Source organism: Corynebacterium sp. SA-MJD20WY100 (assembly GCF_039822565.1).
In the GTDB taxonomy this organism is placed as follows: Bacteria; Actinomycetota; Actinomycetes; order Mycobacteriales; family Mycobacteriaceae; genus Corynebacterium; species Corynebacterium phoceense_A.
In genome coordinates, this window is the sequence record NZ_JBCJKS010000015.1 from 16,795 (window position 1) to 29,659 (window position 12,865).

At 64.8% G+C, this 12,865-nt stretch carries 9 protein-coding genes; all 9 read right to left on the reverse strand.

The window, feature by feature from the left end; translation table 11 throughout:
- Positions 1-354: 354 nt before the first annotated feature.
- The 9 genes from ABJ196_RS08935 to ABJ196_RS08975 all read right to left on the reverse strand — a co-directional run bounded on the left by ABJ196_RS08935 (position 355) and on the right by ABJ196_RS08975 (position 12,603).
- Positions 355-2,223, reverse strand: coding sequence for a FadD32-like long-chain-fatty-acid--AMP ligase (locus ABJ196_RS08935; protein WP_347306342.1), 1,869 nt, complete (start codon positions 2,221-2,223; stop codon positions 355-357).
- Positions 2,224-2,335: 112 nt separating this feature from the next.
- The gene (locus tag ABJ196_RS08940) at positions 2,336-3,280 is read right to left on the reverse strand and encodes a cutinase family protein (protein WP_347306344.1); all 945 of its coding nucleotides are present in this window, start codon (positions 3,278-3,280) and stop codon (positions 2,336-2,338) included.
- Positions 3,281-3,419: 139 nt separating this feature from the next.
- Complete coding sequence (locus tag ABJ196_RS08945; RefSeq protein WP_347306346.1) at positions 3,420-3,956, reverse strand: DUF732 domain-containing protein; 537 nt, start codon at positions 3,954-3,956, stop codon at positions 3,420-3,422.
- The gene (locus tag ABJ196_RS08950) at positions 3,956-5,929 is read right to left on the reverse strand and encodes an alpha/beta hydrolase-fold protein (RefSeq protein ID WP_347306348.1); all 1,974 of its coding nucleotides are present in this window, start codon (positions 5,927-5,929) and stop codon (positions 3,956-3,958) included. Before ABJ196_RS08950 ends, ABJ196_RS08945 begins: the two co-directional genes overlap by 1 nt.
- A gap of 269 nt (positions 5,930-6,198) precedes the next feature.
- A complete protein-coding gene (locus ABJ196_RS08955; RefSeq protein WP_347306350.1) occupies positions 6,199-7,230 on the reverse strand; it encodes an alpha/beta hydrolase family protein in 1,032 nt (343 codons plus the stop codon).
- 113 nt (positions 7,231-7,343) lie between these two features.
- Positions 7,344-9,074, reverse strand: a complete 1,731-nt coding sequence (locus ABJ196_RS08960; protein ID WP_347306352.1) for a hypothetical protein — start codon at positions 9,072-9,074, stop codon at positions 7,344-7,346.
- Positions 9,075-9,096: 22 nt separating this feature from the next.
- Positions 9,097-10,089, reverse strand: coding sequence for a decaprenyl-phosphate phosphoribosyltransferase (locus tag ABJ196_RS08965; RefSeq protein ID WP_257069372.1), 993 nt, complete (start codon positions 10,087-10,089; stop codon positions 9,097-9,099).
- Complete coding sequence (locus ABJ196_RS08970) at positions 10,086-10,643, reverse strand: phosphatase PAP2 family protein (RefSeq protein ID WP_257069373.1); 558 nt, start codon at positions 10,641-10,643, stop codon at positions 10,086-10,088. Before ABJ196_RS08970 ends, ABJ196_RS08965 begins: the two co-directional genes overlap by 4 nt.
- Complete coding sequence (locus ABJ196_RS08975) at positions 10,633-12,603, reverse strand: glycosyltransferase (protein ID WP_347306355.1); 1,971 nt, start codon at positions 12,601-12,603, stop codon at positions 10,633-10,635. Before ABJ196_RS08975 ends, ABJ196_RS08970 begins: the two co-directional genes overlap by 11 nt.
- Between the last annotated feature and the right edge of the window lie 262 nt (positions 12,604-12,865).

The window sequence follows — 12,865 nt, forward strand, 5'->3', positions numbered from 1 at the left end:
TCATCAGTCTTTCTATGGCGGGTGTTACTTGCCGGCGCAGCGCCTTCCGGCGCGCCCTCATAACAAGAAATATCGCCCCATTGTCTCACTTTGTTAGGCCTCTGCCGAATTACGACATGCATTTATGTCCCCTGTGCTGGGAAAATACGCCCTGAGATCGCCACCGGTATGCCCCATTTCTGCCCTTTGCCCGCCGCGTGCATGCGGCCGCGGCGCGATACGTGAGGAAAGCCCGCGGTCGGCCCGAGCGCGCGAAGCCGCGCTCGATCACGGTGACCCATGCGAAAAATGCTCACACCGAGCCGCAGCCGTAAATGGCCGGGGCTCGGTGTGATGGGCAGTAGCGTTACGTGCTTAGGCCTCGACGAAATGCTTCTTCGCCACGCGGCGGGCAATCTTGCCGGACGAGGTGCGGTTGATCTCGCCAGCGTTGAAGAAGACGACCTGGTCCGGGGTGACGCCGTGGTTCTTCGTCACGGCACCGCGGATGGCCTCGGTGGCCTCGGCATCGGCGACATCATCAGCCGTGACACCGTCGGGGCGCTCGACGAGGATGACGAGGGACTCGGTGTTGTCGCCCTCCACGGAGAAGGCAGCGACGGAGTCCGGACGGACACGTTCGGAGGCGTCCTGGACGGTGGCCTCGATGTCCTGCGGGTAGTGGTTGCGGCCCGCGATGACGATGAGGTCCTTGAGGCGGCCGGTGATGTAGAGCTCGCCATCGATGATGGTGGCGAGGTCGCCGGTGGCCATCCACTTGTCATCATCCGGGGCGCCGTCCACGCGGGAGCCCTCCGGCAGGCGACCGGCGAGGGTGTTGCGGAAAGTGGCGTCGGACTCGCCGCGGCGACCCAGGTAACCGGACGCCATGTTGCGGCCATGGAGCCAAATCTCAGCGATGACGCCGTCTTCGACCTCAGTGCGGGTCTCCGGATCGACAAGGGTGAGATACTGCGCGGGCACACCCTGACCGTTGGAGGCAAACGCCACGGTGGTCTCGGACTTATCAACGATAACGCCCTTGCCCTGAGCCAGGGCATCGCGGTCGAAGTGCGCGATGATCGGGCGGTTGGGGGTTTGCGGGGTCGCGACGATAAGCGAGGCCTCGGCCAGGCCGTAGGAGGGACGCAGGACTTCGCGGCGCATCTTGTACTCGGGTTTACCGAAGGTCTCCCAGAAGGAGTTCACGGCGGACTCGGTGACCGGCTCGGAGCCGATGATGATGCCGTCGACGTTGGAGAAGTCGAGCTCCTCGCCCTCCTCCGGGGCGCCGTAGCGTGCGGAGAGCTCGAGCGCGAAGTTGGGGACAACTGCGTAGGTACCCGCAAGGTTGTCGTCGACCGGCTGGCGCTTGATCTGGTTGATCCAGCGCTTCGGGTGCTGAACGAAGTCGCGCGGGGTCATGATCTCGAAGTTGAAGCCGAGGATCGTAACGAAGACGGCAAGGATGATGCCCATGTCGTGGTGCATGGGCAGCCAGGAGACGACGCGCGGCGGCATCTTAATCTGCACGCTGGAGAAGATCTGCAGGACGTTCGTGACGATGGAACGGTTGGTGAGCTGCACGCCCGCTGGGGTGCGAGTGGAACCGGAGGTGTACTGCAGGAAGGCCGGCATGTCGATGGGGGCCACGGTGGAGTTGGCGGCAATGGCCTTGCCCTGCGGGGTCTCCGCGGGGTTGACGAAGCTCTCCGCCAGGTTGTCCGGCAGCGTATCGACGACAATGACGCGCGGGCGCTCCTTGGCGGGGACGTCTGCGAAGTGCTTGCGCACCGCGGCGGCGGAGACGTTGTTGGTGAGCACGATCTTCGGGTTGGAGTCACCGAAGACGGCGTTGAGGTGTGCGGCGTGGCCCGGCTCGTTGGGGTCGTAGAGCGGCAGCGGGATCATGCCCGCGTACATCGCGCCGAGGAAGCCGAAGATGTACTCCGGGGAGTTGCCGGCAAGAACGGCGACGCGGTCGCCAATACCGCCCACCTGCTGCAGGCGGGCCGCGACGGCCTTAACGCGAGTGTTGAATTCGCGGCGGGAGACATCGCGCGAGGTACCCTCTCGGGATTCGCTGTAATCCCACTGACGCAGGATGGGGCGGTCTAGGTCCGCGCCGGCGGCCTGTTCTTGAGCGTAGAGCAATTCAGCCAGGCCGGGCAGGGTCAGCTGCGGCGGCAGGACGATCTGGCCGTTCTCGTCGAAGAACTTGGCAAACATCTTGGCAAGATCCATGGGGTTCCTTTTACTCTCGATGTAGTTTTGTTTTGACTGCAAAATATAGCACAGAGAGGTGCGGTGTCAGTAACACCACGCGAGGATAGTTGAGCGCTGCGGTGCGGTGCGGTTATGCACCGTCAATGATGCCGCGTGCCCAGTCCACGACCCAGGCATTCGCCGTTGAACCGGGGATGACGTTGGGGTTCGAGGCGTACATGGCGTGCGTGCCATTCGCGGCGATGAGGGCGGCGGCGCGGTCAATGCCGTTGCCTATGTCGCGCGGGGCGTCGCACACCGAGTCATCGGGCGCGCAGATTTCAAAAGTGCGGTCCGCGAGCGAACCGAAGCCGTTGGCGCGCTCGCCGCGCATGGTGGCGCCGGGGACGACCGCCTGGATAAGCGAATTGACCGGCAGGAGGGCGACCTCCGCGCCGATGCCATCCACGGGGTTGCCCGGGTTAATACCCACGCCGGGCATGCGGCGGCCATCCGCGATGACGGCGACGCCGGCGACGTTTTCGGCTGGGATGGGGCCGTTGCCGCCTCCGATGCGGTCCGCGATGTCGCCCACGATGACGGCGCCCTGGGAGAAGCCGGAAAGGATGAACTGCGTATTAGGGCACTCGCGGTGCATGTAGTTGAGCTCGCCCTCGAGCGTCGAGGTGCCTTCCTGGCGGGATTCGTCATAGCTCATCTCGTGCTGCGCGTTGATGTTTTTAAACTGCGCGGTATACGGCAGGGTCCACACCTTGACGTGGTCCGGGGTATAAGCCTGCTGCAGCGGGTTCGTAATAGACAGCATGAACGACCGCGGGTTGGCCGTGGGCGCGAGCGGATTATCGTCCTTCGCGGATTCCCACGTGCCAGGGGCAGAGATGAACTCATAGGCCGGGCACCAGTCCGGTTGCTCGGGCGTGGTCACGTCCTCGCCCTCGGGGTTATCCGGGGCGGCAGGTTCGAGCGCGTTATCCGTGCTCATTCCCGTCTGACGCGAGTTGAAGTACTGGACCGCTCCCCCACCGATGACGAGTAGAACGATGACGACAGCGATGACTGTGACAACCTTTTTCATAGTCTTTTTAGAACTACTCCTTCAACGTTGGGGAAAGGTGCCAGCCCCATGCGGACCGCATGGGAGCTGGCTGTACCCCGTTTGTGTACTGCAGTGGTGTCACTGCAGCTGGATGAGCCAGGTAGATGAGCCCGGTGGATTAGCCACAGTAGGCCGCCATGGCGGTATTCGTAATGAGCGCCACGACCTGCTCGTGCGGCAACTGCGTACGGCCTTGCTCGATGAGCTGGCCGGCGACGGCGCCGATGGTGACGGAATCCTGGCCCTCGCAGGAGTTCTGGCCCACGCCGAGGAGCTGGTCTTCGACGCCCTCGGTGTTGATGCCAGACTGCGTGAGTGCCGCGAGGTAGTCCGCGTCGCGGTCCACGAGCGGTGCGGGCGCGGGAGCCTCGGAGATGGCGCGGGCGCCCTCGTCCTGGGCCGTGGCGACGGCCGCGGCCTCAGACTCCGGCTCGGAGGATGCGCTCGCTGCAGACTCAGACGCTGACGCCGAACCTGATGCCGACTCGGATGTCGAGGCGGAAGACTCGGCGGACTCGGAGGAGGGGGCATCGGAAAGCGCGGTGGTCTCCAGCGGGGCGATGGAGGTGGGGGTTTCCTGTTCCACCGTCGCAGAGCCGCATGCGGCCAGCAGGCCGGCGGCGGCGAGGACGGCAACGGCTAGCGGGGCACGCATTAGTTCTTCTTCTCCTGGATGGCGCCGAAGACCTGGCTGATCTCGCCGTGCTGGAACTTCTGGATCTCACCGCCGGCCGGGATCTGCGCGTAGTCTTCGGTGGGCCAGCCATACACGCCCTGCTCGAAGCCATTGGCGCCCCAGGTGTTGAAGATGTCGCCGTACATGATGGCGTGTGCACCAGTGGACGGGGACCAGTAGATGGAGCCGTGCTCGAACTCCTGGAAGGCACCTCCATTGATGGCCTTCTCGTTACCCTTCGGGAAGCCGAGAGCGGACTCGGGGCCGTTAAGCTCCTTGTACTTCGCGCCGATGGCGCCGTGGACGATGGAGTTGGACTTGTCCGGGTTACGGGTGAGGACGCCGTTCTGGAAGTCCTGGGCGTAGCCCTCGCCGACCTGGCGCACAGCTGCGGTCGGGTACTTGAGGTCGCCCTTCTCGTAGCCGCCCGCGCCCCACGCGGTGAACATGTCGCCCGGGATAGCCCAAGCGCCGGTCTCCGGGGTCCAGTAGATGGAGCCGTGCTCGAAGTGAACGAAGCGGCCCTTGCCGTCCGGAGTCTTCTGCTCGCCGGTGGTGGGGAAGCCCAGCCAGGAGGACGGGCCGCCGATTTCCGCGTAGCGGGCGTTGATGCGGCCGAACAGCGGCTGTGCGCCGGTGCCCGGGGACCAGTAGGCCGTGCCCTTGGTGAAGTCCTCGGCCTTGCCCTTGCCGTCCGCCACGTCGTACTCGTTGTTGACGCAGGTGCCGATGATGCCGCCCTTGGTGGCGGCAGCGATATCGCCCACCGGGGTACAGTCCGCGCCGCGGTCTTCCTTGGACAGACCCAGGGCGTCCGCGACGTACGGGAAGGCCTGCTCCATCTCGAACTGCCAGTATTCCCAGCTGTGGACGCCGGACGGGCGGAACTTGGTGGTGACCGGAACGCCGGCCTTCTTCGCGTAGTCCACGAAGGTCTGGGTGGTCATGCGCGAGAGCACCTCGAGGCCGATGCCCGCCATATTCGCCGGCCCCTTGGCCACGGACCCCGGAGTGCCGAAGTCGTCCTTGCCGGAGCCGGCAGAGACGTAGACGGTCATGTCCTTGAGAGGTTCGATGCCCAGCTTCGGGTCGTGGTCCACCCAATCCTGGGAGTAGTGCGGGCCCCACATGTTGGTAGAGGTGTATCCGCCCGCATCCATCTGCGCGGCCTGGATGGCCTCCGGCATGCCCTGCGTGGTGGTGTCCAGGTAGCCGGAGAAGGAACCGACGAACTTGAAGAGGTCCGGGCGACGCTCGGCCAGGTTCATGGCGGCGGTGCCGCCCATGGAGATGCCGATGACGCCGCGCTGCTCGTTGGAACGGAACTTGTTCTTGAGGATCGGCGTGAGTTCCTGGGTGAGGAAGGTCTCCCACATGTAGTGCTTGCCGTTGTCCGGCTTCTGCCAGTCCGAGTAGAAGGAGGACTCGCCGCCGATGGGCATGACGACGTTGACGTTCTTGTCCGCGTAGAAGGGCTCGATGTTGGTCTCGATGGTCCAGCCGGACTCATCGTCGCGCGCACGCAGGCCGTCGAGCGCCCAGACCTCCGGGAAGGTCTTATCCGGCTGGGAGTACCAATCGCGCGCGAGCAGGATTTGCACACCGACTTCCTGCTCCGGCATGGCGGCAGACTTCACCCACACCTTGACGTGGCGCGGGGAAAGGTACTCGATGCGGTTGACGGACACGCCCTCCGGCAGGCCCTCAATCTGCGGATGATCCTCCGTGGAGATCGGGGTGCGCTGCGGCGGGTTGGACGGCGCGAAGGCATCAGAGAGGCTCGAACCACCGTTGCTGGACAGGCCGTTCGGCAGCGAGGACTGCGCGTTGGCGCCCGGCAGCAGGGCCACGCCCACGGCGATGGCGGTGGGCAGAGCGGCGGCAGCGATGCCGCGACGGAGTGCGCGCGGCGTCTGGGCAGTACGAGAGGGGAAGCGAGATGGTGTGCGCATGAAAGTCCTTTAAAAATCTCTGAAGTGGCGGCGAGGTCACGAGTATTCCCCACCACGCCCGGTACGAGACGTGGAGAGGAGGCACCGCGGCGAGCCACATTCCGAAGGTTCCCCTCCTCCGGACTGGCAGCCAGGGTGCTGGCAAAGCTGTCTATGTCTATTGTGCGCTCTACCTTAAGTAAAACTTGAGACTTTGTGGGCGAGGACACGCGGAAAAACCCACAAACCCGCGCACCTCGGTGCGAGGTGCGCGGGCTGTCAGCGAGGTTTTACCAGGCGTTCATGACGTCGAGGACGCGCTTGTGCGTCTTCACGAGCTGATCGCCGAAGTTGATCCAGTTGTGCTCGCCGGTGGCGGGGTAATCCGCGGTGGGGTTGAGACCCATGGCTCGAGCTTTGGCCTCCCAGAGGCGGGTGGTCGCGAGGGCAAAGCCCTCGAGCGCGATGCCCGACGCCTGGATATTGGCCGGGATGGACTGATCCTTGGGGCCCGGAACACCCGAGGCGGCCGAGATGTAGACGTCCGTGTTGCGCAGACCATTGATCTGGTTAAACGGGTCATTCTCGAAGCGCTGCGGGTTGAGCGAGGAACCGTACATGGCGTTGACGTTGTAGCCGCCTGCATCGAGCAGAGCCATGCGTATGAAGGTGTGAGCGCCCGGCAGAGAGGTGGTGAGGTATCCGGAGAAGCTCAGCGCCTGGCGGAATTGACCCGGGTGCTTGCCCGCGAGCGTGATGGCGGCGGTGCCGCCCATGGACAGACCCGCAATCGAGTTGTTGTTGCGTGCCACGCCGAAGTTGCGCTCGAGGTAGCCCGGCAGCTCCGAGGTAAGGAAGGTCTCCCACTGGTAGTTGACCGGGTTGATGACGTCATACGTGGCCGGACCCTGCCAGTCCTGGTAGAAGGATGCGGTGCCGCCCACCGGCATGACGAGCGTGATGTTATTCGGCTCGTAGAGACGTGCCGCGTTGACATCGTTGACCCACGCGTTCGTCTTATCCGTCGCGCGGAGGCCGTCCAGTAAGTAGAGCGCCGCGTTGCCGCCGCGCTTCGCCGGCTGAATCTGCACCGGGATGGTGCGGTTCATGGACGGGGACCACACGTCGCAGCGCTGGACCCACCAGCCCACGGCATCCCACGTACAAGTACCGGTTGCGTCCGCACGCAGGAAGTCGCGCGGGGCAGCCGAGGCGCGCGGGGCGGCGACGGCGGCGAGGCCGCAGGCGACCACGAAGGCCACGAGGACCGCGAGGACGCGCTGAGACACCGTCTGTACCTTGGTCAAGGACAAGGTGAACATGTCTCTCCTTTGAGATTGATAGAATTCTGATTTCGTCACAAATCTATAACGAAGGTTCTGCAGTAGCTTAGCGGACGAGCGCGAAAATGTCGCTCTCGCCGCGGTGTTGGACGTTAACTTCCCAGGTAATCGTCTGGGTTCGAGGACAACTGCAGCGTGCGCCCATCAGTGAGCGCCCACTTAATATTCGCCATGAAACGGTCAAACGTTAGCGGATCGCGGTAGGTCGCAAAGAGCTTCTGGAAATCTTCGGTCTGCAAAGCTCTGCGCGCCTTGCGCACCTCGTCCTTGTCAATCCAGCTCGGCAGCGCGTCGATATCCACCCCGGAATCCGCCGCCTGCCACTCGCGTGAGAGCAGCTTGTCATGCCCAATGCGCCCATCCGGCAGGCGCGGCTGACGCGCCGCGAGTGGCGTGGCCAGGCCAATATTGTCGAGCACGCGCACGTCCAACGGGCTGCGCGCCGAGGACATACCCATGTTCACCAGATAAAGCGTGGGCGGATCCGTGCGCCCAGTCTCGCGCTCCACCGGCAGCCAGCTGTAGGTCTCCGGGTCCTCGTTCTCGAGGTAGCGCATGGCCAGCGCATCCCCGTCTGCGAGGCCCTTGATGCCCTTGTCGAAGCCGCCCAGCAGCTTATTGTGCGCGTAGTCCTCGATCCCCTTCGGAGCATCGCCACGCTCCAGCCGGTTGGCATAGGTCCAGAACTCGCGCTCGTCGACGATGGAAATCTCCCCACCTTCGAAGTACGCCCAATCCACCGGGTGTCCGCGCAGGACCACCGTGAACGCCCAGATCCCCAGCACCGCCGCGCTTGCCGATGCCCCCACCGCTTTCAGCGGCACGACGAAGACCGGCAACAGCGCCGCGAAGAGAGGCAGCAAGAGCATGCGGCCATGCATAAAGTCGCCACCCACGCGCAGCACATAGAGCGTATGCAAGAGCGCGCAGCCGACCATGATGGCTACGGCCGCCACGCGCCGCCCGCGCAGCACACCCCCGCGGTACGCGAAGTACCCGGCGACGAGCGCCACGAGGACCGGCAGCCACAGCCAGTACGGCCCCACAAAATCCGTGAGGTAGGCCCAGCCCTGGCCCCACTCCGAGTCAGCCGCGGACTTCGCCACCGCGGTATGCGGGGTAAGCAGGCCGTAGTAGCCCATGCGGAAGAGCTCGTACGCCGCCGGCACCGGCAGCGCCGCGCCGAGGATACCCAGCCACGCGCGCCAGTGGCGGTGCGTGGCGAGCAGGACGATGCCCGTGATACCGCCGTAGAGCGCCAGCTCCGGGCGCACGAGCCAGGACAGCCCGGCCCAGAAAGCGAGCACGTAGACGAGCGCATTCTGTTCCCCGCGCGCCCATTCAATAAGCAGCCACCACAAGAAAGCGAGGTAGAAGATGGCCAGGCCCCACTCGAGGCCCGAGGTGAAGAAGTCGCGCGCCGGCGGCAGCGCCAGATACACCAGCGCACCCGCCGGAACGACGGCGCGGCCGGCGAAAACGCGCGAGGTCGCCCACACGGCCGCCGCCATCGCCGCAACGGACAGCAGCAGCGCCAGCCACATCACGATGTGTTCGAGGTCGCCACGCGTGATGCGTTGGACCGCATAGATAAGGTATTGCCACAGCGTGGAGGTATTCGCCTCGACGCGCTCTCCCGCGTTAAAGACGGGCCCGTTACCTGCGATGAGGTTGCGCACCGTGCGCAGCACGATGAGGCCATCGTCCGCGATCCAGCGGCGGGTCCACGCACCCCAGAATGAAAAAATACCGATAACAACGACGGAGCCCCACACCGTCCATCGGACGATCCGGTTCTCTCGCGAGGTATCGGTATTCGGCACGAGTAGAAAATCTACCAGCAGTTTAGAAGAAAGCTGGAATCACATACGCAGCAATCGCGATGCATGCGAGCCACAGCAACGCCAGAATCTGCAGCGCACGGTCCTGGAGCGCAATCTCATCCGGCGCGCCGCCGTTGCCGCGGTCAACGTCTGCGGCGTAGCGCAGGATGGCGATGGTGAACGGCACCATGGACACCTGGTACCACACCGCGGCCGCGCCATCGACGGAGTTGGAGAGCGTAAAGCCCCACAGCGTGTAACTCATGACCACGGCCGTGGCCGCGAGCGTCCACACGAAGCGCAGGTACGTCGGGGTGTAGCCCTCGAGGGACTTGCGGATCTTCGCGCCCGTGCGCTCCGCGAGCAGGATCTCCGAGTAGCGCTTGCCCGAGGCCATAAACAGCGAGCCAAACGCCGCGACGAGCAGGAACCACTGGGAGAGCACAATACCCGCGGCCACGCCGCCGGCCATGGTGCGCAGCATGAAGCCCGAAGACACGAGCGCGATGTCGATCACCGGCATGTGCTTCCAGCCGAAGCAGTAGCCCAACTGCAGCGCGATGTAGACCGCCATGACGATGGCGAGCTCCACCCCCGCCGTCGCGAGGAAGGACAGGCCCACCGAGGCAATGATGAGCACGACGGCCATCGCATACGCGAGTCCCACCGGCAGCACGCCCGCCGCGATGGGACGGAAGCGCTTGGTGGGGTGAGCGCGGTCCGCATCCACGTCGCGCGCGTCGTTGATGAGGTAGATGGCCGAGGCCGCGCAGCAGAAAACCACGAATGCCAGCGCCACATCGATGAGCACTCGCGAGTGGAAGAGCGCGTCTGCGCCGGCTGCGGCGGGCGCGGCCAGCACGAGGACGTTCTTCACCCACTGCTTGGGGCGCAGGGCCTTGACCATGCCATCGGCTAGGTTCTTCGGCGGTTGGCGCTTGCGGCCGGTATCGACGCCAGCGGTGTGCGGCTCAGAGTGGAATACACTCTGGGTGCCATCGTCCTTGGGGCTCATGCAGTCTTCTCCTCGCGGGCGGAATCAAGTTCAAAGAGGGCGCACGTCGTGGCCGCGCCCAGGGCGGCGCCCAGCGCCGTGTCCGACGGGTAGTGTACGCCCAGCACCATGCGCGAGCACATCATGACGGGAATACCCAGCAGGAATGCCGGGTTTCCCGTGACGCGCGTCGCACCGACGAGAAACGCCGTCGTCGACGTCGAGTGCGAGGACGGGAAGGACAGCTGAGAAGGCGTGCCCACGCCCACCCGCACGTACGGGTAGTCCGGGCGCTTGCGTCGCACAATGCGCTTGATGATCACCGAGGCCGCATGCGCCGAAAAGGCACTCACGCCCACGCGCGCCCAATCACGCACGCGATCGCTATCCCCGCGTCGGTACGCAAGCCCCGCGAGCACCGCCGAGGTACCCATCCAGCCGAGCGCATGCTCGCCAAAGTGACTCAAGCCCCGCGCGGTGGGCAGCACGCCCGGCTTATCAAACGCGACCTTCTGGATCTTTTCCAGGATGTGGGATTCCGCAACGGAAAGCTTCCCCGGAGAATTACTGCGCATCGAAGACCTCCCGCCACGAGTCGCGCGAGGTGAGCTCCGGCAGCGCCGCACGGTACTGCGCCTTCAAGCCGTCGAAGTTCTCCTCAATCTCACCCAACAGCTCACGAGTCTGCTTGACCAGGTCACGCGCCAGATCACGGTCGCGCTTGCGGAACGCCACGCCGGTGCCGCCCGCCGTGGAGACCGTCGCCGAATCCACGCGTGCCAGCGTGAACCAGCGCGCCTCCTCCGGCGTGAGGTTGAGCTGCGGTGCGGTGTGATGCGCCGGGTCTTCCTTCTTGAGCAGATGCAGCGCCGCCTTGGCGGCCCACGGCAGCTTCTTCACCTTGGCCAAACGTCCGCCCACGTTCTTGCGCGGCACACCCGGCGCGCCCGTCGGCGCCGGCAGGTCCGAGGCGGACGGGAGGATGACGGCGTCCGAGTAGTTCTGGCGAATCTTCGCAATGCGCGGCAGCGAGGTCTCCAGGATGTCGAAGAGCTGATCCGGCCCGGCCAGGAAGTCCTTCATGGCCTCGAGCTGGATGGCCATGGTCGAGTACTCCATGCACATGGTGTGCTTGAGCGTCGACTTGAAGATGGACTTCGTAATGCCCTTCGCGTCACCCTCGTGGTAGAGCGCCGCCACGATGAGGCGGTTGCGCAGGTGGAAGTACGCCTGCCAGTCGATGGCGTCGTCCTTATCCGCCCACGCCATGTGCCAAATCGCGGCACCCGGCCACGTCACCGTGGGGAAGCCATTCGCCGCGGCACGCAGCGAGTACTCCGTATCATCCCACTTGATAAAGAGCGGAAGGGGCTGGCCGATGGTCTCCGCGACGACGCGCGGGAACAGGCACATCCACCAGCCGTTGTACTCGACGTCCACGCGGCGGTGCAGCGCGCGTGAGTCGTACTTCTTCGGGTCCAGATGCGACTGCGCGTCACCAATCGCACGCAGCGGGTACTTCGCGAAGTCGTGGTCGTACACGGCGTGCTCCGCCGCACCCCACATGAAGTCCGCGCGGTTGACGCGCTCACCCGTGGTGCGCAGCTGGCTGCGCTCCTGCAGGTTGAGCATCTCGCCGCCCACCACGAACGGACGCGCCGCAAAGCGCGCGACCTGCAGTGCGCGGTACACGGAGTCCGGCTCGATCGCGATGTCATCGTCCATGTACAGGATGTACGGCGCGTCCGTGTTCTCAATGGCCTCAAACATGATGCGGGAGTAGCCACCCGAGCCGCCCAGGTTGCCCTGGCGGAACTCGCGGAAACGCTCGCCAAAGTGCGCCACGACCTCGGCGTAGCCCGGCTCGTCCGCCGGGTGCTGGTTGCCTTGGTCCGGCATGAGCACGTACTCGATGACGTCATCCACGAACGGGTCCGAACGCAGCGCATCGAGCGCCGCCACGGCATCGGTCGGGCGGTTAAACGTCGGGATGCCCACCGCGACCTTGCGCGGCTGGACCGGGTACTCCGTGCCGTCGGGCAGCGTCTGCGGCTGCGGCGCATGCGGCGCGCACCAGGCAGCATCGGACAACGTCGTCTCGGTGTCCGCCGTGACATCGAACCACAACAGGCCGCCGTCCTCGAAGTTGCGCAGCGGCAACTCGAACTCGTGGTGACCAGTCTCCACGTCATGGTGCGCGATGGAGATACGCTGGCCGTCTTCCTTCGAGCGGTAGAAGGACAGCGTGGCCGAGCCCTCTACCTCGACGGAGAGGACCACGGATTCCAGCTGCGACCAGCGGCGCCAGTACGCGGCCGGGAATGCATTGAAGTAGGTCTCGAAGGAGACCTCGGCGCCGGCAGGCACCGTCACGGTCGTGCGGTTCGACCAGCGCGGGCGATTGTTATTCTGCTTCGCCTCGAGCAGGTAGAGCATTCGCACGTCATTCGGCTCGCCGCGCTTGGGTAGCAAGATGCGCGCGAGCGGTTCTTTGGCCTGGGTGCCGGTGGCTTCAGTGGCCGAGGAAGTAGACACAGTTCTCCTTGATGTAGGGACGTCTTCTGCCGAACTAGCCTAATTGTTTTCAGCGCGGTTGCCGCGTTGCCACGACCAAGCAGGCCATGCCTATACAAAAAGGGCAGCGCCGAGACGGCTGTGTCTCGGCGCTGTCATCGATGATCTTCTAGCCACACTAGGCCGTGGCTTTCTTTACGCAGCCCACAATTGTGTCAGTGGAGTCCTCAAGCAACCGGCAGTAGAACTCGTCTACGAACGAGTGCACTGGCTTGCTCAGCTG